Source organism: Williamsia sp. Y721, from assembly GCF_059683565.1.
Window position 1 is genome coordinate 46,279 of the sequence record NZ_JCASNH010000003.1, and the last position, 22,274, is coordinate 68,552.

At 63.7% G+C, this 22,274-nt stretch carries 18 protein-coding genes; 12 read left to right on the forward strand and 6 right to left on the reverse strand.

The window, feature by feature from the left end; translation table 11 throughout:
- The first annotated feature begins 13 nt into the window (after positions 1–13).
- Together AC56PL_RS14890 and AC56PL_RS14895 are read left to right on the forward strand one after the other, a co-directional pair.
- A complete protein-coding gene (locus tag AC56PL_RS14890) occupies positions 14–463 on the forward strand; it encodes a helix-turn-helix transcriptional regulator (RefSeq protein WP_482139787.1) in 450 nt (149 codons plus the stop codon).
- A gap of 5 nt (positions 464–468) precedes the next feature.
- Positions 469–879 (forward strand): VOC family protein, encoded by a 411-nt coding sequence (locus tag AC56PL_RS14895; RefSeq protein WP_482139785.1) that lies wholly within the window; start codon positions 469–471, stop codon positions 877–879.
- A 23-nt stretch (positions 880–902) separates the two neighbouring features.
- On the opposite strand, the gene AC56PL_RS14900 is transcribed toward AC56PL_RS14895, so the two are convergent.
- Positions 903–2,000 carry an ATP-binding protein gene (locus AC56PL_RS14900; RefSeq protein ID WP_497154827.1) on the reverse strand — a complete coding sequence of 366 codons (1,098 nt, stop codon included), beginning with the start codon at positions 1,998–2,000 and terminating at the stop codon, positions 903–905.
- Positions 2,001–2,157: 157 nt separating this feature from the next.
- On the opposite strand from AC56PL_RS14900, the gene AC56PL_RS14905 reads away from it, so the two are divergent.
- Together AC56PL_RS14905 and AC56PL_RS14910 are read left to right on the forward strand one after the other, a co-directional pair.
- On the forward strand, positions 2,158–4,545 hold the full coding sequence (locus AC56PL_RS14905) for an ATP-binding cassette domain-containing protein (protein ID WP_497154340.1): 2,388 nt from the start codon (positions 2,158–2,160) through the stop codon (positions 4,543–4,545).
- A gap of 126 nt (positions 4,546–4,671) precedes the next feature.
- Positions 4,672–5,301 (forward strand): class I SAM-dependent methyltransferase, encoded by a 630-nt coding sequence (locus AC56PL_RS14910; RefSeq protein ID WP_497154341.1) that lies wholly within the window; start codon positions 4,672–4,674, stop codon positions 5,299–5,301.
- A gap of 9 nt (positions 5,302–5,310) precedes the next feature.
- Here the strand turns inward: AC56PL_RS14910 and AC56PL_RS14915 are convergent, their stop codons facing one another.
- Positions 5,311–6,618, reverse strand: coding sequence for a TerD family protein (locus AC56PL_RS14915; protein ID WP_497154828.1), 1,308 nt, complete (start codon positions 6,616–6,618; stop codon positions 5,311–5,313).
- 142 nt (positions 6,619–6,760) lie between these two features.
- Here AC56PL_RS14915 and AC56PL_RS14920 point away from each other — a divergent pair, with 142 nt between their 5' ends.
- Positions 6,761–9,136, forward strand: coding sequence for a Tex family protein (locus tag AC56PL_RS14920; protein ID WP_497154829.1), 2,376 nt, complete (start codon positions 6,761–6,763; stop codon positions 9,134–9,136).
- Between the two features lie 15 nt (positions 9,137–9,151).
- Here the strand turns inward: AC56PL_RS14920 and AC56PL_RS14925 are convergent, their stop codons facing one another.
- Positions 9,152–9,949, reverse strand: a complete 798-nt coding sequence (locus AC56PL_RS14925) for an MBL fold metallo-hydrolase (protein WP_497154342.1) — start codon at positions 9,947–9,949, stop codon at positions 9,152–9,154.
- Between the two features lie 34 nt (positions 9,950–9,983).
- On the opposite strand from AC56PL_RS14925, the gene AC56PL_RS14930 reads away from it, so the two are divergent.
- Positions 9,984–11,963 (forward strand): alkaline phosphatase family protein, encoded by a 1,980-nt coding sequence (locus AC56PL_RS14930; protein ID WP_497154343.1) that lies wholly within the window; start codon positions 9,984–9,986, stop codon positions 11,961–11,963.
- 16 nt (positions 11,964–11,979) lie between these two features.
- Here the strand turns inward: AC56PL_RS14930 and AC56PL_RS14935 are convergent, their stop codons facing one another.
- Positions 11,980–13,026 (reverse strand): aldo/keto reductase, encoded by a 1,047-nt coding sequence (locus AC56PL_RS14935; RefSeq protein ID WP_497154344.1) that lies wholly within the window; start codon positions 13,024–13,026, stop codon positions 11,980–11,982.
- A gap of 163 nt (positions 13,027–13,189) precedes the next feature.
- Between AC56PL_RS14935 and AC56PL_RS14940 the strand changes: the two genes are divergently transcribed.
- Together AC56PL_RS14940 and AC56PL_RS14945 are read left to right on the forward strand one after the other, a co-directional pair.
- Positions 13,190–13,798, forward strand: coding sequence for a TetR/AcrR family transcriptional regulator (locus tag AC56PL_RS14940; protein ID WP_497154345.1), 609 nt, complete (start codon positions 13,190–13,192; stop codon positions 13,796–13,798).
- A gap of 25 nt (positions 13,799–13,823) precedes the next feature.
- Positions 13,824–14,984, forward strand: coding sequence for an endonuclease/exonuclease/phosphatase family protein (locus tag AC56PL_RS14945; protein ID WP_497154346.1), 1,161 nt, complete (start codon positions 13,824–13,826; stop codon positions 14,982–14,984).
- A 106-nt stretch (positions 14,985–15,090) separates the two neighbouring features.
- On the opposite strand, the gene AC56PL_RS14950 is transcribed toward AC56PL_RS14945, so the two are convergent.
- Entirely contained in the window at positions 15,091–17,514 is a 2,424-nt protein-coding gene (locus tag AC56PL_RS14950) for an ATP-dependent Clp protease ATP-binding subunit (RefSeq protein WP_497154347.1), read from the reverse strand.
- A gap of 160 nt (positions 17,515–17,674) precedes the next feature.
- Here AC56PL_RS14950 and AC56PL_RS14955 point away from each other — a divergent pair, with 160 nt between their 5' ends.
- Positions 17,675–20,002, forward strand: a complete 2,328-nt coding sequence (locus AC56PL_RS14955) for a galactose oxidase-like domain-containing protein (RefSeq protein ID WP_497154348.1) — start codon at positions 17,675–17,677, stop codon at positions 20,000–20,002.
- 5 nt (positions 20,003–20,007) lie between these two features.
- Here AC56PL_RS14955 and AC56PL_RS14960 read toward each other — a convergent pair whose 3' ends face one another.
- Entirely contained in the window at positions 20,008–20,781 is a 774-nt protein-coding gene (locus AC56PL_RS14960; protein ID WP_497154349.1) for a hypothetical protein, read from the reverse strand.
- Positions 20,782–20,991: 210 nt separating this feature from the next.
- Here AC56PL_RS14960 and AC56PL_RS14965 point away from each other — a divergent pair, with 210 nt between their 5' ends.
- The 3 genes from AC56PL_RS14965 (at position 20,992) to AC56PL_RS14975 (ending at position 22,273) form a co-directional block, all read left to right on the forward strand.
- Positions 20,992–21,342 (forward strand): cupin domain-containing protein, encoded by a 351-nt coding sequence (locus AC56PL_RS14965; protein WP_497154350.1) that lies wholly within the window; start codon positions 20,992–20,994, stop codon positions 21,340–21,342.
- Between the two features lie 80 nt (positions 21,343–21,422).
- On the forward strand, positions 21,423–21,803 hold the full coding sequence (locus AC56PL_RS14970) for an ArsR/SmtB family transcription factor (RefSeq protein WP_497154351.1): 381 nt from the start codon (positions 21,423–21,425) through the stop codon (positions 21,801–21,803).
- Positions 21,800–22,273 (forward strand): SRPBCC family protein, encoded by a 474-nt coding sequence (locus AC56PL_RS14975; protein ID WP_497154352.1) that lies wholly within the window; start codon positions 21,800–21,802, stop codon positions 22,271–22,273. The genes AC56PL_RS14970 and AC56PL_RS14975 overlap by 4 nt, the downstream gene beginning before the upstream one ends.
- Position 22,274 lies beyond the last annotated feature (1 nt).

Below are 22,274 nucleotides of genomic sequence, written 5' to 3' on the forward strand. Positions count from 1 at the left end.
CACGATTGGACGCGTGACCAGCGCCCCCACGCATACGCAGAAGCTGACTGATCTTGCACTGTTGCGCCGTGTGCGCGACCGCATCGACCGGGAACATGCGCAGCCATTGAACGTGGAAGAACTCGCGCGGGGTGTGAACATCTCCGCCGGCCACCTGAGTCGTGAGTTCAAGCGTGCTTACGGTGAGTCGCCCTACTCCTATCTGATGACTCGGCGCATCGAGCGTTCGATGGCGTTGCTCCGTCGCGGTGATATGAGCGTCACCGAAGTGTGCTTCGAGGTCGGCTGTTCATCGCTCGGCACATTCAGCACCCGCTTCACGGAGTTGGTCGGAGTGCCGCCGAGTGTTTATCGCCGTGAGTCGGCCGACGGGTCCGCCGGGATTCCGTCCTGTGTGGAGAAGCAGGTGACCAGACCGGTCAGGAATCGAGAAGCGCGCACCGCCGACCCACAGCTAGCGTGAAACCCATGGACATCACAATTCATTCAAGTTTCCTTCCGCACAATGATGCTGAGGCCGCGCTGGGGTTCTACCGCGACACGCTCGGCTTCGAAGTACGCAACGACGTCGGCTACAACGGGCTGCGCTGGCTCACGGTTGGCCCGGTCGGCCAGCCCGACGTGAACATCGTTCTGTCCCCGCCGGGTGCCGACCCCGGAACCACCGACGAAGAACGCCGGACCATCGAAGAGATGATGGCCAAGGGCACGTACGCAAGTCTGTTGCTGGCGACCAAGGATCTCGATGCCACCTTTGAAAAGGTGCAGGCCGGCGGCACCGAGATCGTTCAGGAACCGACCGAACAGCCATACGGGGTCCGCGACTGCGCCTTGCGTGATCCGTCGGGCAACATGGTGCGGATCCAAGAACTGCGCTGACTCCGGCAGCCCGGTCGCCCGCGTCAGCCGACGGCGGCCGGCATCGGGACCTGGACGTCGGCCCCGCCTTCCTCGGTGATGCGTGCACCCATTTGTGTGAAGGTCGGTGAGGTGATGAAACCACCCGCGAACAGTGCCTGACCTTGGCGGAACTCCGGGGATTCGGCGAGCATGTGTTCGGGCACGAACCCGAACACGTCGGCCAATTCTGCGAGATCACGCGGCGCGTTCATCCGCATCAGGCACAGGTTGTCGCACTGGGACAGCACGTTCGGGTGGATCTTCGTCGGACGCTGCGTCGATAGAAGCAGCCACAGTCCGAACTTGCGTCCTTCGGCGGCGATCTGGACCAACTGATCGATCAGTGCTTTCTCGACAGCCGATGTCGCGACCGGCGGACAGATGTTGTGCGCTTCGTCGATGACGATCAGGATCGGGCGACGTTCTTCCCGTTGCGCCCACAGCTGTTCGAGCACACTGAGTGCGGCCACTTTGGGTTCTGCCGCGTGCGAGAAGCCACCGAGGTCGAGAACGGTGGCACGGGGCCGCGAGGCGACCACGTCGGTGACCGGCACGGCACCGCGAGACCAGAGATCCCAGTCGAGCACCTGCAAATTTTCGATGCGGGTGGCGAGTCGTTGCTTGCCCTGATCGTCGGAGTTGCGTAATGCGGCCAGGAAGGTCTGCTCGTTGAAACCTGCGACGGCATCCGAATCGGCATGTAGGAGCACGTTGTATTCGTCGGCGTCCGCGATCGGATCAATCTGAAGCACCGCTGCTTTGGCCGCCAGCGACAATGCGAGGAACCGCGTTCGAAGCCGTTCTCCGTTGCGGTTGGTGGAGTGCAGAACCCGGATATCGGACTCTGAGATCTCACGGGCGATATCGGGGTCGGCGCCGTCGCGGACGTCCTGCAGGCGAGTGAAATCCGCATTCGGGTCGAGGATGAGCAGCGGTAACTCGGTGTGGAGGATCAGTTGTTCGAGAATCACGCCGAGTGCGTAGGTCTTACCTGAGCCGCTTTGTCCGCACCAGAACGTGTGCCGATTGAACTTTGCGGCCGAGATCGTCACCTCGACATCGGGGTCGTTCTTGTCGGTTCCGACCTTCATTGTCACCATCGTTGCGCCTTTCTCCAGACTCTGCGGCATCACAATATCCCGCAGGGACTTCTCGGGGATCTTCATCGGCGATGCCTGTTCGACTGAGCAAACGTCGGGCACCATGGTCGTAGCCCAGAAACGACGCTTGTCCGCAGATATGGAGACTTGACCAAACATGGCCACCAAGAAGCAGACCCAGCCGCCAGAACTGCACGTGGCCGACAGTCACGACATGATTCGGGTGCAGGGCGCCCGCGTCAACAATCTGAAAGACATCAGCGTCGAGATCCCGAAGCGCCGGCTGACTGTGTTCACCGGGGTGTCCGGCTCGGGTAAGAGTTCGCTCGTGTTCGGCACCATCGCCGCGGAGTCTCAGCGGATGATCAACGAGACCTACAGTGCGTTTGTGCAGGGGTTCATGCCCACCCTCGCGCGGCCCGAGGTCGACGTCCTCGACGGTCTGACCACCGCGATCATTGTTGATCAACAGCGGATGGGTGCTGATCCGCGGTCGACGGTTGGTACGGCCACCGATGCCAACGCGATGCTGCGCATCCTCTTCAGTCGAATCGGCAAGCCGCACATCGGCTCACCCCAGGCGTTCTCGTTCAATGTCGCCTCGATTTCCGGAGCGGGCGCGGTCACCATCGAAAAGGGTGGTCGCGAGACCAAAGAGCGCCGGAGCTTTTCGATCACCGGCGGTATGTGCCCGCGATGCGAGGGCCGCGGATCGGTCTCCGACATCGATCTGACCGCGCTGTACGACGAAACCAAGTCGCTCAACGAAAGTGCCATCACGATCCCGGGTTACAGCATGGATGGCTGGTATGGCCGCATCTATCGCGGTTGCGGCTACTTCGATCCCGACAAGCCGATCAGCAAGTTCACCAAGAGGCAGTTGAACGATCTGCTCTACCGCGAGCCGACCAAGATCAAGGTCGACGGGATCAACCTCACCTATGCCGGTCTGGTCCCGCAGATCCAGAAGTCGTTCCTGTCCAAGGATGTTGACGCGATGCAGCCGCACATCCGCGCGTTTGTGGAGCGGGCCGTCACGTTCACCATCTGTCCCGACTGTGACGGCACCCGACTCAACGAAGGGGCGCGGTCGTCGAAGATCAACAAGGTCAGCATCGCTGACGCCTGTGCGATGCAGATCAGTGACCTTGCCGACTGGGTGAGTGGACTCAAAGAGCCGTCGGTGGCCCCGCTGCTGACAACCTTGCAGCGGACTCTCGACTCTTTTGTCGAGATCGGCCTCGGCTATCTCTCGCTGGACCGCTCGTCGGGCACGTTGTCCGGTGGTGAAGCCCAGCGCACCAAAATGATTCGACATCTCGGATCGTCGCTCACCGACACCACCTACGTCTTCGACGAACCATCCATCGGCCTGCACCCCCATGACATCGAGCGGATGAACACGCTGCTGCTGCGTCTGCGGGACAAGGGAAACACAGTACTGGTCGTAGAGCACAAGCCGGAGACCATCGCCATCGGTGACCACGTGATCGACCTCGGTCCGCGGGCCGGCAGCGACGGTGGCCAGGTGATGTACGAGGGAACGGTCGAGGGGTTGCGGGCCAGCGACACGATCACCGGTCACCACCTCGACGACCGGGCTTCGCTCAAGACCGAGGTGCGCGCCGGCTCCGGGATTTTGGAGGTGCGTGGTGCGTCCACCCACAACCTGCGTGATGTGGACGTCGACATCCCGCTCGGTGTGTTGGTTGTCGTCACCGGTGTGGCGGGCTCGGGCAAGAGTTCACTGATCCACGGTTCAGTGGCCGGCAACGAAGGCGTGGTCACCGTCGACCAGTCCGAGATCCGCGGCTCACGGCGCAGCAACCCGGCGACATACACCGGACTGCTCGAACCCATCCGCAAGGCGTTTGCCAAGGCCAACAACGTGAAACCGGCACTGTTCAGCGCCAACTCCGAAGGTGCCTGCCCCACCTGCAAGGGCGCCGGCGTGATCTACTCGGACCTCGCGATGATGGCCGGTGTGGCGACTCCCTGCGAAGAGTGTGAGGGCAAGCGTTTCCAGGCCGCGGTACTCAACTACCTCCTCGGTGGACGCGACATCAGCCAGGTATTGGAGATGTCGGTGGCTGAAGCCGAGGCGTTCTTCGGCGAGGGCGAGGCCAAAATACCTGCCGCACACAAGATCCTTGAGCGGCTGGTCGATGTCGGCCTGGGATACATCAAACTCGGCCAACCGCTTCCGACCCTGTCCGGTGGCGAACGGCAGCGGCTCAAGCTGGCGACCCAGATGGCAGGCAAGGGCGGCGTCTATGTGCTCGACGAGCCGACCACCGGCCTGCACCTCGCGGACGTCGAAAATCTGCTCGGTCTGCTCGACCGCCTGGTCGACTCCGGTAAGTCCGTCATCGTCATCGAGCACCATCAAGCGGTGATGGCCCACGCTGACTGGATCATCGACCTCGGTCCCGGCGCCGGTCACGATGGCGGCCAAGTCGTCTTCGAAGGCTCACCGGCGGACCTCATCGCTGATCGGTCGACGCTGACCGGCGAACACCTCGCCGCATACGTGGGAGTTGAGTGACCGGCTCCGGACCTTGGTAGCAGCTGACCGGGGTCACATGGCACTAGGGTTGTAGGGGAGTGGCAACGTCGTCCTACCGGGTCGACGTTGTTCGAGCACCGGTCTGACCCCAGGGAGTTACGTAAAGTGAGCGACGACGTGCCACGTGATCGTGTGCCGACCAAGTGGGAAGAGATCACTGCGGCTGACCCCACACATTCGACTCGGTACGCCGAGCGGTTTCGGTCGATGGCTGCCAAAGGCCAGGACATCGTGGGTGAAGCGCGGTTGATCGATGCGATGTTGGTCCGCGGCGGGCGGATCCTCGATGCAGGTTGTGGTCCGGGCCGTCTCGGAGGGCACCTGTATGCGACCGGGCATCAGGTGGTCGGGGTCGATGTCGATCCGGTGCTCATCGCGGAGGCCGAGGCGGATTATCCGGGCCCGACGTGGATTGTCGGTGATCTGGCCGAACTGGATCTGCCGGGCCAGGGGATAGCCGCAGACTTCGACGTCATCCTGTGCGCGGGCAACGTGGTCACGTTTGTTGCACCGTCAACCCGGCGCGATGTACTCAGCGGATTTGCACGGCATCTGGCTCCAAATGGCCGGGTGGTCATCGGATTCGGTGCCGGCCGGGACTACGAGTTCTCCGACTTCTTCGCCGACGCCGAGGCGAGTGGTCTGGTGGTCGACCTGTTGATGTCCACGTGGGACCTACGTCCGTTCTCCGACAACTCCGACTTCCTGGTGGCGGTGTTCTCGAAGCCGCAGTGACGACTGTCTCTACGTGGGGCACTTCCCGCTGTACTTGTTGAGGCCAAGACCCTTGTTGGCTTTCTTGCTGCGGCCTTTGGGTCCGTCTGCCGGTGAGCGCACCCAGTTGCTCTTCGAGTCCAGGCCGGGCATCTTCTCGCTACCGATCCGGCTGTAGCGGGTCTCACCGTCGACGGTCAAAACGCCGTCCTGGACATCGATGTGGGCAACGGTCGCCCAGAACGAGTTCTTGCTGTTGCCGACGTAGACAAGGATCTCGTCGGCATCAGCGTCAGGCAAACCACCTTTGCCGGCGCGGCCGTAGCGGATCGCCACCCGTGGTCGACCGAACTTGTCGATGGCGCCACCGCCGTTGTCGACGCTTTGATAGATGTTGACGAGCAGATCACCGTTTTCATTCGGGATGACCCGAACCTGTTCTGTGGCAGGCTTATTGCCTTTACCTGGGCCCTTGCTGTCTCCATAGTGGTGCATGAACGGCCACTTCTTCAGGTTTCCCTGATGGCCTTTGTCGCCGCTGATGACGACGTAGTCGTTGGTGACCTCGTTCCGGCAGAAGAAATAAACGTCAAGGTCGCCGGTGCCGTATTTCGTGACATTGCCGTTGTCGTCGTAGGTCGCACCGCGGCCATCCCATTCCAGCCCGACGGTCAGCACCCAGTCGTTGTCGCCCTGCGACTTTCGGAGATCGATCTTCGCGATCTGACTGGGGGAGTCCTTGGTGAGAGCGACCTTCACCTTGTCGAATGAGATCGTCGACGACGATGCCGCTTGCGGCTGCGATTCGGCCGGCACGGGCGGGATGACGCCAGGCTGGGCAACCTCCGGCGTTGTGGGCTCCTCGACGTCGATGCCGTGCTCGACAGCGAGTGCAGCAAGACCTTGGCTGTAGCCCTGCCCGATGGCATCGATCCGCCAGCCGGCGCCGCGACGGTACAGCGCGACGGCCTGAAGGACGGTCTCGGTTGTCAGGTTCGCAGGAGCGAAGCGAAACTGTTGGGAGCTACCCGCAACTTCGATCGAAAGTCCCGGTACCGCACCGAAATCGATGTTCTGTGCCTCGGTGCTGGCAGTGAGAAGAATGCGCTGGACGCCATCGGGAATCGAGCTGAGATCGACCGTGATGCTGTCGTCCGACGTCAGTGCAACGCCAAATGCTTTCGGGTTGTTGAAGAAGATGAAGTCACCATCCGAACGCACTTTGCCGTCCTCGGCGAGCAACACCGCAGCGAGATCCACCAGCCCGGATTGCCCGGTCGTGGATATGCGGACGACGTAACGATCGTCGACCAGATCTGTTCTCGAGCCCTTGGTCATCTCCAGCACAGATCAGTCCCGTTCTGTAGTAACAGTCGACGGTTCGTCGGTCTCGCCCATGTTAACGACGTGGCCATGCCACCGCTGTCGGCCATTGTCAGCCTGCTTCGGTAGGGTTCAGCGGGTGATATCGACCCCAGCTGTGAAGTCCGTGAATGCTCGTATCGCCGAAGAACTCGATGTTCGGGAAGAACAGGTGGCGGCAGCGGTAAAGCTGCTGGATGAGGGCTCGACGGTGCCGTTCATCGCCCGGTACCGCAAAGAGGCCACAGGCAGTCTGGATGACATTCAGCTCCGTACCCTGGATGAACGGCTGCGGTACCTGCGGGAGCTCGATGAGCGGCGGGCAGCAGTGCTGGCCTCGATCGAGGAGCAGGGCAAGCTCACCGACGAACTGAAGGCTGCGTTGAACGCCGCCGAGACCAAGTCGCGCGTCGAAGACATCTACCTGCCGTACAAGCCCAAGCGGCGCACCAAGGCGCAGATCGCTCGCGAGAATGGCCTGGCCCCGCTGGCCGAGCAGCTGCTGAGTGATCCGTCGCTGGTTCCTGAAGATGTCGCGGCCGGATTTGTGTCCGAGAATGTTGCGGATGCGGCAGCAGCCCTGGAGGGCGCGCGCCACATCCTGATCGAGCAGGTCTCGGAAGACGCCGAGCTCGTCGGCGCGGTGCGGGAGAAGTTCTGGAAGGAAGGGTCGCTGCGGACTGCCGCCAAGTCGGAATCGGTGGCGAATACCCCTGCGGCACAGAAGTTCCGCGACTACTTCGAATACGGCGAACCACTCGACAAGATGCCGTCGCACCGCGTGCTCGCTGTCATGCGCGGTGAGAAGGAAGAAATGCTGTCGCTGACACTCGACGGGGGTGACGACGACGGCTACCAGGCGATGGCGGCAGCGTCGCTGGGCGTGGACGTCGCGAACTCCGGCCCGGCAACGCCGTGGCTCATCGGAACCGCTCGTCTGGCCTGGCGCACCAAACTGATGATCACTGCGATGGTCGACGCCCGCGTCCGGCTGCGTCGTGCTGCTGAAGAAGATGCGGTGGCGGTGTTCGCCCGCAACCTCGGCGACCTGCTCCTGGCCGCGCCCGCCGGCGCTCGCACGACCCTGGGCCTGGACCCCGGATTCCGGACCGGCGTGAAGGTCGCGGTGGTCGACGGCACCGGCAAGGTCCTCGACACCTGCGCGATCTTTCCGCACCAGCCGCAGAACCAGTGGGACAAGTCCAAGGCGACACTGGCCGCGTTGGTGGCCCGCCACGGCATCGAACTGATCGCGGTCGGCAACGGCACCGCTTCTCGGGAAACCGACGCGCTGGCCGGTGAACTGATCGCCGAGATCGGCAAGGCCGCCGGTAAAGCTCCGGCCAAGGCGATGGTCAGTGAGGCCGGCGCCTCGGTCTACTCGGCCTCGGAATACGCCTCGCATGAGTTCCCGGACATGGACGTCTCGCTGCGCGGTGCGGTCTCTATCGCCCGCCGTCTGCAGGATCCGCTGGCCGAGCTCGTGAAGATCGAGCCGAAGTCGATCGGTGTCGGGCAGTATCAGCACGACATCACCCCGGGCATCCTCGCCCGCAGCCTCAACGCGGTGGTCGAAGACGCCGTGAACGCTGTCGGCGTCGACCTCAACACCGCATCGGTGCCGCTGCTCTCGCGGGTGTCCGGCGTGACAAATACGCTGGCGGAGTCCATTGTGGCTCACCGCGATGCGACCGGACCGTTCCAGAGCCGGAAGGCACTGCTCAAGGTTCCGCGCCTGGGGCCCAAGGCTTTTGAGCAGTGTGCCGGCTTCCTTCGCATCCGGGAGGGCGACGACCCCCTCGATGCGTCGGGTGTGCACCCCGAGGCGTACCCCGTGGTCCGCAAGATCCTTGATCGATCCGGTGTCACCCTCGCGGAACTGATCGGCAACGAGCGTGCGCTGCGTGCGCTGCGTCCGGCCGAGTTCGCCGATGACCGGTTCGGTGTCCCGACGGTCACCGACATTCTCGCCGAACTCGAAAAGCCCGGTCGTGACCCGCGTCCGGCGTTCACCACCGCAACATTCGCCGCGGGCGTCGAGAAGGTCGCCGACCTCAAGCCCGGCATGGTGCTCGAAGGCGTTGTCACCAACGTGGCCGCATTCGGCGCCTTCGTTGACGTGGGCGTCCACCAGGACGGACTGGTTCACGTTTCCGCGATGTCCGACAAGTTCATCTCCGACCCGCATGAAGTGGTCAAGTCCGGACAGGTTGTCCGCGTCAAGGTGATGGAGGTCGACGTCGACCGGCAGCGGATCGGGTTGTCGCTACGCCTGAACGACGAGCCCGGTGCCGGAAAGGCCAAGCCCGAGCGCGGTAGCAATCAGGGTGGAAATCAAGGCGGCAATCAGGGTGGTCAGCGCCGTGGACCGCGTCCCGATCAGCGGGGCAACCCCAAACGCGACAACAACTCCGGGCGGAAGTCGTCCACCCCGGTGCCTGCCAACGGGTCACTTGCGCAGGCGCTTCGCGACGCGGGGTTCGGGAACAAGTAGCCACACTCGCCGGGTCTACTCAGGCAGCGATCCGCCGGGCTCCAGCTCGGTCGCACGCAATCCGGTCTCGGTGGCGAGCTGTACGAACTCGCCACCGGGACCGAAGAACCGCTCGGGCCGGACCCTGCCCATCCCGACCGGCCACAACGTTCCGAAGTGAATGGGCACCACACGGCGGGCCGAGATGATCTCCGCGGCGCGCACTGCGCGTGACGGATCCATATGTCCCGCGCCCAGCGTCGGACCCCAGCCGCCGACCGGGAGCAGGGCCAGGTCGATGTCCGAAACCCAGTCGGCCAGAGCCGGATAGAGGTCGGTGTCACCGGCGAAATAGGTGCGCTTGTCGCCGGTGATCACGTAACCCAGCGCCGGCGTTGTCTGCGGCCCGCGGCGCCACCTGCGCCCGTCGTGGTCGGCGGGCACTGCCTGAATCGACAGTTCGCCGATCGATACGGCGTCACCCGGCCGCACCTCGATCAGCCGGTCGCCGACGTCGCGTAGCGCAGGCAGCGAGTCGGGAGCACCCGACGGCACCACGATCGGCACGTTCTCGGACAGGAGCCGAAGCGACGGTAGATGCGTGTGATCGGCGTGCAAGTGGGACAGCAGGACGACGTCTGGACTCTGAACCGTGAGGCCGGAGGGGACAGGGCCTCGTCGGCGGCGTAGATGTCCGACCCGTGAGGTGAGTACCGGATCGGTCATCACGGTGGTGCCGCGGTCTTCGATCACCGTGCTCGCATGCCCGAGCCAGCGCAGCGCCACGCCGACACGGTCATCGTCGTCTGCGCCCGGTGTCGCCCCCACACGCATTACGATCCCAGAGATCACGCGAAAGGGATGCCCTATGCGCACCACAGCCCGCCTGGTCGGCCTTCTCATCGAATTCGCCGTGTTGTGGCTGTCATCGGCGATCGCGATCTTGCTGCTCGATGTGGTCTTCGACGGAATCTCACTGGATTCGGTGAACATCGGGATCCCGGCGTTGTCCAAGTTGCCGTCGGCGTTGTTGGTTGCGCTGGTCTTCGGTGTGCTCAGCGCAGTGTTGTGGCCCCTGTTCGTTCGGCTGATGTCATGGGTCGGGCCAGCGGTGCTCTTCTTGTTGGTCTTCTTCGCCAGTGGCGCAATCATGCTGTTGACGCTGTACATCGTCCCGGTGGCATCGGTCGAAAGAGCCTGGGATGCAGTCTTGATGGCGACGCTGCTGTCGTTGTTCACCTCGTTTGTCGGCGGCGCGATCGCGTCCCGCTCGAATACCGCCTATCGGCTGATGCAGGTGCGCAGGCAGAGACTTCGTCGCAATCACCCGCCCGTTTCCGGCGAACCCGGACTGCTGTGTATTCAGATCGACGGCCTCGGCCACGATGTGCTGCGTCGGGCCATCGCGGACGGTGTCACCCCGGGACTGGCTGCGATGGTCAGACAGACGCACACCCTGATCCCGTGGCACACCGATTGGAGCAGTCAGACGGGGGCAAGCCAGCTCGGCATCTTGCACGGCTCGAACCACAACGTGCCCGCATTTCGTTGGTATGACAAGGCCACCGGCAAGATCGAGGTCTTCAGCAATCCGCGTGACAACGAGGACCGCGAACTCGAACGCGCCGACCGTCCCGGGCTTCTGGCAATCGACGGTGCCAGTCGCGGCAACCTGTTCACCGGAGGTGCAGAAGACAATGTCCTTGTCGTGAGCCGAATGCACGGGGCGCGCCTCGGCGGTGGTGCAGGCTACTCGTCGTATTTCGCCGATCCCTCGAGCGCGTTGCGCACCCTGATCAGGATGGTCGCCGAGGTGCAACGGGAGTTGCGGCAGTCGTGGCATCAGCGTCGCGCCGATATTCGACCGCGCGTACCCCGCGGCGGCACGTATCCGCTGGTGCGAGCGTTCACCACGGTGCTGGCCACTGATGTCACCGTGGCAGCGGTTGTTCGGGATCTGATCGGTGGTCGGAGCATCATCTACGCGGACCTCATCGGCTATGACGAGGTGTCGCATCACTCGGGGATTTCCCGCCCCGAAACGCTGAAGGTGCTGACCAAGATCGACGAGGAGGTCCGGATGCTCGTTGCCGTGCTCGATCAGGCGGATCGGCCTTACCACGTCGCCATCCTGTCCGATCATGGGCAGAGTCAGGGTGCGACCTTCCTGCAGCGCTACGGAGTGAGTCTGGAACAGCTCGTTCTGCAACTGTGCGGTGAATCAGTAGCAGTCATCACATCTGGCGACCAGCAGTCCGGTGCCGAGGGCGCCGGGTACGCCGCGGCCAGCGTGCGCTCAGCGAAAACGCCCGAGAAGCAGGCCCCAGACGAGGGGGTACCGGTGGTACTCGGATCGGGCAATCTCGGATTGATCAGCTTCCCGGCAATATCCGGCCGTGCCGACATGGACGCCATCGACGCCGCACACCCGGGACTTCTCGATGCGTTGCGTGCACACCCCGGTATCGGATTTCTGCTTGTCGCACGGGCATCGGGCGGCTCTGTTGTCCTCGGTGCCGACGGCACGGTGGATGTCGCCACCGGCAGCGTCGAGGGCATCGACCCACTGGTGGACTTCGGGCCGGACGCACTCCAAAAGATCCGCCGGACCGACACATTCGAGAACGTCGCCGACATCATGGTTGGGGGTGCGTACTGGTCCGAGACCGACGAGGTCGCCGCATTCGAGGAACAGGTGGGCTCACACGGCGGGATGGGTGGCCCACAGAGTAGACCATTTCTGCTGTGTCCCAGCGTGCTGCCCGCGCCGCCCGAACACCTGCACGGCGCTGAAGCAGTTCATGCAGTGCTCGCCGGTTGGCGGGACCAGGCAGATGCACGACAGTGACGAGAATGATTGGGGTTCAGCCTGTTTGGCCGGCACCACGCTCAGCGAGAGGCCGCCGCCGGAGCGCTTTGTGTTGCAACGCGAGAGGTACGTAGGCCTGGTCGAGGGTACCGATATCGGTGCCCGGCGGGACGATCTCGTCGATGCGGTCGAGGATGTCGTCGGAGAGCGTCACATCGAGGCCGGCGAGAAGATCGTCGAGTTGCGGCATGGTGCGTGCTCCGATCAGCGCGCTGGTGACGCCGGGGTGGGCGATCGCGAACGCCATCGCGAGATGCGTCATCGGCAGGCCTGCCTCGGCCGACAGGGGTATGAGCGCTTCGACGGCGTCGAGGCGACGTTCATCGCTGAAGGCCTTCAAGAAGCTTGCGCGGACCAGGTCGGACTGTTGGCCCTTGCGGGCGCGGCCGGTGAGCATTCCTTGCCCGAGTGGACCCCAGACGAGCACCCCCATTCCGAAGCGTTGAGCTGTCGGCAGTACCTCGGCTTCGATGCCGCGGTTGAGGATCGAGTAGGGCGGCTGTTCGGTGCGGAGCCGCTCGAGTCCTCTCTGTTCGGCCACCCACTGAGCGTCGATGATGTTGGAGACGGGCGTATTCGACGAACCGATCGCCCGGACCTTGCCGCTGCGGACCAGGTCGGTCAGTGCCGACAGGGTTTCCTCGATGTCGGTCTGCGGGTCGAGGCGATGGATCTGATACAGGTCGATGTAGTCGGTCTGCAACCGGCGCAGGGATTCCTCCACCGCAGTGATGATCCAACGTCGGGACGTTCCCTGCCGGTTGGGATCTTCGCCCATCGGTCGGCCGAATTTGGTTGCCAGGACGACGTTTTCGCGACGCCCCTTGAGTGCTTTGCCGACGACCACCTCGGACGCACCTTGCGGGGGCAACGAGTAGGCGTCCGCGGTGTCGATGAAGTTGATGCCGGCGTCGAGTGCCTTGTGAATGATGCGAACCGAGTCGTCGTGGTCGGGATTGCCCATCGATGCGCCGAGCATCAATGTGCCGAGAGCGTAGGGGCTGACCTTGATGCCGGTCCGGCCGAGGGTGCGGTACTGCATGGGATGCCTCCGATGGAGTGGGATCTGATGGCGATCAGCGGTTCGGGCGGTAGGGTTACATCCATAACCGGAAAGCTCTTCCACAACTATATGGAATAGCTTTCCGGTATGGCAATACCTAAGCGGAATGTCTTTCCGAAATAGCTCAAGAGGGGGAGGACCAATGGACACCGTGGAGTCGGACGAATCGCCGCAGCAGCCTCGTCGAAAGCGGGCCGATGCGCAGCGCAATGTCGATGCCCTGCTCGACGCCGCGAAGGCTGTCTTCGCTCGCTCTGGGGTGGACGCGCCCGCCAAGGAGATCACCGACCTGGCCGGCGTGGGCGTCGGGACGCTGTACCGGCACTTTCCGCGCCGCGCCGACCTCGTTGCGGCGGTGCTGGAACATGGGATAGACGCCTGCGTCGACGCTGCGGTGGCGCTCCGCGACGCATATGAGCCGACCGAGGCGCTCGCCAAGTGGGTGCTCCGGTACACCGAGTTCGTCGGGACCAAGCGCGGGCTCGCCTCGGCGCTGCATTCGGGTGACCCGGCGTTCGACTCGCTGCCCGACTACTTCATGCAGCGTCTCGAACCGGTTGTCGCATCCTTGCTCGATGCCGCGGGCGGGGAGGTCCGTTCTGATGTCAGTGCGACGACCGTGCTGCATGCAGTCGCGTTGCTGTGCCAGCCGGTCCCCGGCGAGGATCTCGCGTACAACCAACGCATGGTCGCTGTGTTCGTGGATGGTTTGCGGCCGACCGCCGATAGTCTGTCTTCCCAGAAAGGCTAATTCGTAGCAAGGGGAGGGCGGCGGCATGGCGCTTTCGGTGGATCAGAACATCCATGCGGTCAAGGACTGCCCGATGGCGATCGGGGCGGCACTGCCCGCGCTGGCCGAACCTGCTCATATTCGCAGTGCAATCGACAGCGTTGGAACACGATTGCGTGATCAGGCGCCTTTTGTTGCCGGCGGCTCGGGTATTGGTGCGGCCGTTGGTGCGTCGACGGGTCTCGGGATGGGTCGGGGTCTGTTGTTCGGCGCCACGACGGGTGCCTTGTTCGGGATGCGCGTGGGTCGCGTCCGTCTGCGCTCAGCGGTGGGATCAGGTGCGGTGCCGGCGATGACGCCCGTCGCGACCGAGACGTTGCGAGTCATGGAGTTCAACGTGCATGGCGGGATGGGTGCACCCGGAAAGTTCTTCGCCACCGCGGCCAAACTCGATCTCCTCGCCGAGACGATCAAACGGGAACGACCCGACATCCTCCTCCTGCAGGAACTCGACAACTATGCGGTGCGGTCGAATTTCGTCGACACGCTGGGCGCGCTCGTCAAGCGTCTGAGGCCCACCGGGGCCGTGATGACCGCGGCGATCGACAAGGTCAACGGGCGACGAGAAGGTACCGGCGTCATGACGTTCAACGGTGTCACAATCACCGATGCGCGAGGTCTGCGAATAGGAGATGCGCTCGGCGACAACACCGCCCGCCGTTTCCGGGCAACCGCTGATGCCTGGGCCGCGGTGGTGAGTACAAAGCTGGGCCAGACCTGGCTACCGTTCGGGGGTATGAAGGAATACCAGCCGCGGGTGGCCACCGATGCGATGGTGCGCACCGTGGGCGGCAACAGTATCCGGGTGCTGTCGGGGCATTTCAGTCCACCGCAGCATGGGATCGACGAGCCGAAACGTCAAGTCGATCCGGTGGTGGCAACGATCGGCGCGTGGCAGGGGCCGACGATATTCGGCGCCGACTTCAACATCCGCGACGGATCACCCGAGTTTGCTCGGGAACATGAGGTATTCGCCGAGGCCGGCATGACCGAATCGACCGCCGGGGCACCACCCAACAGCGATCGGGTGTACGCGTCGGGCCACTTCTCGGCCGCGGATCCACGCAAGTTGGTGACCCCGCAGGCGGTGACGCGAGCAAGTGATCACGATCCGGTCGTAGTCGAGCTGACGCTTCGGGCCGACTGACCCAGAAAATCCGCTCCACATACAGCGATCCGCTCCACCTGCAGCGCACTGCAAGTGGAGCGGATCGTGTTATGTGGAGCGGATCGGAGGGGTTACCTGGATCAGGTCAGCTGACGGTCAGTTCCAGCTCACCGTCGTTGACCTCCACCGAGACCTTGCCGCCGTCGATGAGGACCTCGTCGAGCAGCAGGTCGGCGATGCGATCGTCGACCTCCCGCTGGATCGAACGCCGCAACGGGCGCGCACCGAACTCGGGCTGATGCCCGTGCTCGGCAATCCAATCGACCGCAGCATCGGTGAAGTCGATCTCGATGCCCTTGGCGCCGAGCCGTTTCCGGCTGTCCTCCAGCAGCAGATCGGTGATCTGGTGCAGCTGTTCCTCGTCGAGCTTGCGGAAGATGACGATCTCATCGATCCGGTTGAGGAACTCCGGCCGCATCGATTCACGCAGCCGCCCCATGATCCGGTCGCGAATCGGCTTCTCCGAGGCCTCGGTGTCACCGGAATTGAATCCGAGTCCACCGGACTTGCTCGAGATGATGTCCGACCCGAGGTTGCTGGTCATGATCAACACGGTGTTCTTGAAGTCGACGGTGCGGCCCTGACTGTCGGTCAGGCGTCCGTCGTCGAGAACCTGGAGCAGCGTGTTGAAGATGTCCGGGTGGGCCTTCTCGATCTCGTCGAGCAGGATCACCGAATACGGATTGCGACGGACCTGCTCGGTGAGCTGCCCGGCTTCGCCGTATCCGACGTAGCCCGGAGGCGCCCCGATGAGCCGGCTGACGGTGTGACGCTCGCCGTACTCGCTCATGTCCAGTCGAAGCATCTTCGACTCGTCTCCGAACAGCGAGGCAGACAACGCCTTTGCCAGCTCGGTCTTGCCGACGCCGGTGGGTCCGAGGAACAGGAAGCTGCCGACCGGACGATCGGGATCACTCATTCCCGTCCGGTTACGACGCACCGCCCGGGCGATCGCCTTGACAGCGTCGTCCTGCCCGACGACCCGCTCGTGCAGTTCGTCTTCGAGCCGGCGGAGCCGTTTCTTCTCCTGCTCGGTCATCTGAGCTGCCGGAATTCCGGTGGCCCGCGACACCACATCCGCGATGTCCTCGGCGGTCACGTCGAGCACAACTGCCGGCTTGTCGCTGCCGCCGTCGAGACGCGCCTGAAGCCGGGCGGTCTGGTCTCGAAGCTGAGAAGCCTTCTCGTAATCTTCGTCCGCCACCGCCCTTTCTTTCGCGGATTCGATTGCAGCGAGCTGCTTGCGAATCGCCTCGCTGTCACCACTGGGTGTGGTCAGCTGCATGCGGGCACCGGCCTGGTCGATCAGGTCGATCGCCTTGTCCGGCAGGAACCGATCGCCGATGTAGCGAGCGGACAACTCGACCGCGGCAGTGATCGCCTCGTCGGAGTAGCGCACACCGTGGTGCTCCTCGTACCGGCCACGTAGACCGGTGAGAATCTCGATGGCATCGGCGATGCTGGGTTCGGGAACCGTCACGGGCTGGAACCGGCGTTCGAGCGCCGGATCCTTCTCGATGTTCTTCCGGTACTCGTCGAGTGTGGTGGCACCGACGATGTGCAGTTCACCGCGAGCCAGCTTGGGCTTGAGGATGTTTCCGGCATCCATCGAACCGTCGGCTCCGGCACCTGCGCCTGCGATGGTGTGAACCTCGTCGATGAAAACGATCAATTCGTCGGAGTGCGCGACGATCTCGTCGATCACGCCGTTGAGTCGTTCCTCGAAGTCGCCGCGGTACCGCGTACCCGACACCATGCTCGAGAGATCGAGTTGGACGATCCGTTTGCCGACCAACCGGTCGGGGACGTCACCGTCCACGATTCGCTGGGCGAGACCTTCCACGATCGCGGTCTTGCCGACGCCGGCCTCGCCGACCAGCACCGGGTTGTTCTTGGTGCGCCGAGACAGGATCTCGATGGTCTGCTGGATTTCGTCGGCGCGTCCGATCACCGGGTCAACGCCGCCCGAACGTGCGCGTTCGGTCAGGTCGAAACCGTATTTGTCGAGACCTGGGGTGGCGCTGTCAGCGGTTTCGGTCGCTGCTGAACCGCCCTGTACGGCGGACTGCAGGCGTTCGGGGGTGACCCCGGCAGATGCCAGGAGTCGTCCCGCCGCACGATCCTGATCCCCGGCGAGTGCCAGGAACAGGTGCTCCGGATCGATGAAGGCCGATCCAAAGGCCTGGGCAAGCTGATGTGCCTCGAAGACCGCGGTCCTCACTGCGGCGCTCAGGGTGGTGGTGCCGACACCTGTCGCGGGACCGTGGTTCGGCAACCCCTTGTCGACGGCGGCGATGACGGTTGCAGGTGCAGCGCCCGCACGCTCCATGAAGCTGCGGACCGGTTCCTGATCGGCCATGACCCGCAGGATGTGAAGGGCGTCGAGCTCGGTGTCGCCGCGACCCGCGGCAAACTTGGCCGCGTCTGCAACGAGGGCCTGGGTGGATTTGCTCATCAATCGGCTGATGTCGATGCGGCGCGGGCCTTCGGGCCCGAAGAATGCTGCCATTCGGAAGCCTCCCTTAAAGAGTTGAGTGCATACGACTCAATTAACATGAGCGTGGTCCGATCAATTCCCGTACGCGGGTGCCATTCAGCTGAACGACATGATGTGCGTCACAGTCCGCCTAAACTTCGAGGAACGCGCATCGCTGTCGAGGGGGCTCGTCATGGCCGGAGTTGCAGTACCCGTTCCAGGGTGGTTCTCACCCATCAATCAGGACTGTGGGGTCGCGGTCGGTGATGTCGACGGCGACGGCACAGACGACGTCGTCGTCTTGTTGGTCGACAACCCGCCGGGCCAGAACGGGGCCTCATATCGAGTCGGCCATGCCGTTGCCGGTGATGGCACCGCGACCAACTGGAGTCCTTGGCATGCGATCCCGGACTGGTTTGGTTGGGAGAATCAGGGCGCGTCCATAGCGCTCGCGGACCTCGACGGCTCAGGACAACTGGATCTGGTTGTACTGGTCGTCGACAACCCCGCCGGGCAGAACCAGGGCTACCTGAAAATCGGTCGGAACCTCGCGCCCGATGGTGCAGTCACCGGCGGCTGGACGGGATGGCAGCAGATCCCGGATTGGTTTGGTTGGGAGAACCAGGGCGCGGACATCGCGTTGACCATGCTGGACGGGGCGCACGCAATCGTGGTGCTCGTCGTCGACAATCCGAACGGCCAGAACAGTGGTCAGTTCCGCGTCGGGCGGGGCCTGCGTGCGGACGGCACGCTCGCCGGCGGCTGGGGCGACTGGATCGGGGTGCCTGATTGGTACGGCTGGGAAAACCAGGGCGCGGGTCTCGCGGTGGCCGATCTCGACGGCGACGGTCGTCCGGAGTTGATCGTGCTGGCCGTCGACAACCCGAACGGGCCCAATACCGGGCAGGTCACCGTCGGGTGGGGTTTGACCGTCTCCGGGCACTGCGTCGACGGATGGAGTGTGTGGGATGAGCTGCCCGACTGGGGTTTCGACGACAATCAGGGTGCCTCCCTGGCGTTGTTGCCACATCCCGGAGCGCGGCCGGAGCTGGCGGTGCTCACCGTCGCCGGACCTACGGGTACCGGGTCGCTGCGCATCGCCCCGCTGGTCTTGGACATCGACGAGGGCCATCACCACGGCGCGTGGCGGATCCTGGACTTCGGCACCGAGATCAACCCGGTACACGCGGCATTGCTGTATACCGGAGACGTCCTGTTCTTCGCAGGCTCCGGCAACGACGAGATCGCCCATGCCGCACACGCATTCCGCACCAGACTGTGGCACTACCCGGCCCCTGATCTCGATGCCCCTGGCACCCCGATCGACCTGTTCTGCGCTGGACAATGCGCGCTGCCGGACGGGCGGATCCTCGCTGCGGGTGGCACCGAGCGCTATGACCCGTTCTACGGACTGACCGACGCGCTGATATTCGATCCGGCGGCCGGGCAGTGGGTGCGGACGGCCGATATGGAGTTCGGGCGGTGGTACCCGGCGTTGGTGACCCTGCCGGATGGACGCGCACTCTCGGTGTCGGGGCTTGGCGACAACCACCTGTCGGTGATTCCCGAGGTCTACGACCCGGCGACAGGAACGTGGTCGAAGCTGCCGAATCCGGGGCCGATACCCATGTACGCGAATCTGGTGGTGCTCATCGGCGGCAAGATCTTCTATACCGGCGCCCAGTACGGCGGCAACAACGGGATGCGGCCGAGTGTGTGGGATCCGGCAACCGGGCATGTCACAGAGGTGCAGGGCTTGCTGGACCCAGGTCTGCGCAACCAGGCGTCCAGCGTCCTGCTGCCGCCCGCCCAGGATCAAAAGGTGATGATCGTCGGTGGCGGCGGATTCGATATGCACAGTCCCGCACCAGCTCTGGCCGATACACGCATTGCGGATCTGTCGGAGGCGGAGCCGAAGTACATCGCCGGGCCGCCGCTCATGCATGCCCGGATGCACGTCTGTGCGGTGTTGTTGCCCGACCGGTCGGTACTCGCGACGGGCGGTTCGGGGATGGAGGAGATGGCACACGACGCGCCGCCTTTTGCCGAACTCTTGAAGTCGGGAGCGGGTGCGTGGGAGCACACGGCCACCTCGCGGGTTCCGCGGCTGTACCACTCGGTGGCCTTGCTTGCCCCAGACGGGAAAGTCATCACGGCGGGGTCGAATCCGCAGCGCCGCACCGTGGAGACGCGTATCGAGATGTTCTTGCCGCCGTATCTCTTCCACGCCGAGCGGCCCGCATTCGATCTTGCGCTCGATCATGTCGACTACGGCGACACGCTCACCGTGACAGTGCAGGGGCAGCGGGCACCGCGGGAATTCTCGCTGATGCGGCCGGGGGCGACAACGCACTCGTCAGACAACGAACAACGCCTCGTCGACATCCCGTTCACCGGAGCGGCGACCGCGACGCTGCAGTTGCCAAGTGATCCGTCGCTCGTTCCACCGGGCTGGTACCTGTTGTATGTGGTTGACACCCATGGCGTTCCGTCGATCGGGAGATGGCTGAACATCTCCTGACCGCCTCAGTCGGACGCTTGCTGAACGCCGGCTTGTTCAACGATCGATGCGGCCTGCTCGACCCAGTAGGCGGCATGCGCCTGGCCGGTGGCCAGTGCGGCGTTGACATCCCCGGTGGTCGCCAACACGTCCGCCGTGGTGTTCGCGGTCTCGGTTGCCCCGAGCAGTAGTAGTTCGGGCGCTTGGAACAGCACCGCGGATGCTGCTTCGATACCGTCGACCGCGGCGGCCTGCTGCTCGGTGGTGACAATTGCAGTTGACGGCGGGTTCGGTGTGATCGGTTGATTGAGGGCATCGAGGACCCGCGTGCGACCGGTGTCGAGGTCTTGTCCGCCGGCGATCTTCATCGACTCGACAACGGCGACGGTGAGTGCGTTCTGCGCCCGGGGGAGTACCAGGGTCAGATCGTTCACGATGATCCCCGTCATCGCGGAGTGCGCCGGCTCCGTCACCGAATGTGCCGCAATGCCAGTCGATTTCGGAACCGAACCGGTGGTCGCATACGCCGCGGTGAAGACACCGGGCGATTGGAAAGCAGCGATCGGCACGGTGGTCACACCCTGGATGAGATACGGGCAGATGAGACTGCAATACAGTGACTGATTGCGAAGCACGGTCGCTGGTATCTCACCGGTGATCACCACGGTGGGCTGGACCGCGAACGAAACAGGTTCGGCGGATCGCCTGGCGTCGGGTGACAGGGTGCCACCGAACGCGATGGCACCGATGACTGTGATGGCCGCGGTCAGAACAGTGAATACGCGAACAGTCGGATTCATCGGCCGACTCCTGAATGCATTGATGGCGGATGGGCGGTGTGCACTGAAATCTACGCTCGTCGCCCCACCATCACCCATGGTTCACACGTATGAGGGGGAGACGGCGGGGCGATTACCGTTTTGTGCCCGTCGATCGGATCGTGCAACGCTCAGGGTCCGATAGCGTGTTCCCTTGAGGCTCCGCCGCCACGATGTGAAAGAGGTTCGAGTATGGACGAGACTGACTCCACCCTGGACGTGCTCTCCGCCGAGCGCCTGGATCTGGCCCGCGACGATGCTCACGGACGGAGCGCCGACATACTTGTGCACGACGGACCGCTGCGGCAGAGCTTGGTGGCAATGATCGCCGGGTCTGAACTCCGGGAACATAATTCACCACCTGCGGCCAGCCTGCTGGTCCTTCGCGGTTCGATCAGGGTCTCCAGTGGTGAGGGCGACGTTGTTGTCGGGGCGGGTAAACTTCGTGGACTGCCTCATCACCGGCACAGTGTCACCGCAATCGATGACGCAGTCTTCATCCTGACCACGGTCACCGGAACCGGTGAACCCTCTCGTCGTTGAGCTGACGGCCTGGATGTATCGGGTTCAGTAACCAATACTTAGCCCTTGCGCTCACTGTTGCGTTCTTGATAGTTTGCCTTATGGCTCAGTATCAGCAGGAATTGAACGGCGTGTTTCAAGCCCTCGCCGACCCGACCCGTCGGGCGGTGCTGGGACGACTGGGTCAGGGGCCTGCCAGTATCACCGAGCTGGCCCAGCCGTTCGACATGGCGCTGCCGTCATTCATGAAACACATCCGCATGCTCGAAAGCAGTGGCTGGATCCGGACGCACAAAGCCGGGCGGGTGAGAACCTGCGCGATCGAGCAGAGGCAGTTCACGGTCGCCGAAAGCTGGCTGGCTGAGCAACGCGCGGTCTGGGAAGGCCGCACTGACAGACTCGAACAATTTGTCATGTCCAACCAGAGCGGCATCTCCGATCAAACAGACACTTCCGATGACAAAGAGGAGACAACACCATGACCATCACCGATTCTGCCCTCGACCTCACCGTGTCCCGAATCATCAAGGCACCGCGCGACGCCGTCTGGTCGGCATGGACCGACCCCGCAAAGTTTGCGCAATGGTGGCTGCCTGCACCCGCGACCTGCAAAGTCGTGCAGATGGATCTGCATCCGGGCGGCGCGTTCGAAACCGAGATGAGCGAGGACGGCGCCGACTTCTCACCACATATCAGCGGCTGTTTTCTCGCGGTCGACAACCTCGAACGCATCGTGTTCACCACCGCACTGGTCGCCGGGTGGCGGCCGGCGCGTGAACCCTTCATCACCGCGGTCATCACGTTCGCCGATCATCCAGAGGGCACAGAGTATGTGGCCACCGCGATGCACAAGGACGGCGCAGATCGGGAGATGCACGACTCGATGGGCTTTCACGATGGGTGGGGGACCGTCACGCGGCAGCTCGCAGAACTTGTCGAGCGCGGGGCCTGAC

Bases quoted from the DNA above. Each gene is read 5' to 3' on its own strand.
- AC56PL_RS14895 (WP_482139785.1), top strand. From the start codon at position 469: ATGGACATCACAATTCATTCAAGTTTCCTTCCGCACAATGATGCTGAG.
- AC56PL_RS14900 (WP_497154827.1), bottom strand. From the start codon at position 2,000: ATGGTGACAATGAAGGTCGGAACCGACAAGAACGACCCCGATGTCGAG.
- AC56PL_RS14905 (WP_497154340.1), top strand. From the start codon at position 2,158: ATGGCCACCAAGAAGCAGACCCAGCCGCCAGAACTGCACGTGGCCGAC.
- AC56PL_RS14915 (WP_497154828.1), bottom strand. From the start codon at position 6,618: ATGACCAAGGGCTCGAGAACAGATCTGGTCGACGATCGTTACGTCGTC.
- AC56PL_RS14925 (WP_497154342.1), bottom strand. From the start codon at position 9,949: ATGCGTGTGGGGGCGACACCGGGCGCAGACGACGATGACCGTGTCGGC.
- AC56PL_RS14930 (WP_497154343.1), top strand. From the start codon at position 9,984: ATGCGCACCACAGCCCGCCTGGTCGGCCTTCTCATCGAATTCGCCGTG.
- AC56PL_RS14935 (WP_497154344.1), bottom strand. From the start codon at position 13,026: ATGCAGTACCGCACCCTCGGCCGGACCGGCATCAAGGTCAGCCCCTAC.
- AC56PL_RS14940 (WP_497154345.1), top strand. From the start codon at position 13,190: ATGGACACCGTGGAGTCGGACGAATCGCCGCAGCAGCCTCGTCGAAAG.
- AC56PL_RS14945 (WP_497154346.1), top strand. From the start codon at position 13,824: ATGGCGCTTTCGGTGGATCAGAACATCCATGCGGTCAAGGACTGCCCG.
- AC56PL_RS14950 (WP_497154347.1), bottom strand. From the start codon at position 17,514: ATGGCAGCATTCTTCGGGCCCGAAGGCCCGCGCCGCATCGACATCAGC.
- AC56PL_RS14955 (WP_497154348.1), top strand. From the start codon at position 17,675: ATGGCCGGAGTTGCAGTACCCGTTCCAGGGTGGTTCTCACCCATCAAT.
- AC56PL_RS14960 (WP_497154349.1), bottom strand. From the start codon at position 20,781: ATGAATCCGACTGTTCGCGTATTCACTGTTCTGACCGCGGCCATCACA.
- AC56PL_RS14965 (WP_497154350.1), top strand. From the start codon at position 20,992: ATGGACGAGACTGACTCCACCCTGGACGTGCTCTCCGCCGAGCGCCTG.
- AC56PL_RS14970 (WP_497154351.1), top strand. From the start codon at position 21,423: ATGGCTCAGTATCAGCAGGAATTGAACGGCGTGTTTCAAGCCCTCGCC.
- AC56PL_RS14975 (WP_497154352.1), top strand. From the start codon at position 21,800: ATGACCATCACCGATTCTGCCCTCGACCTCACCGTGTCCCGAATCATC.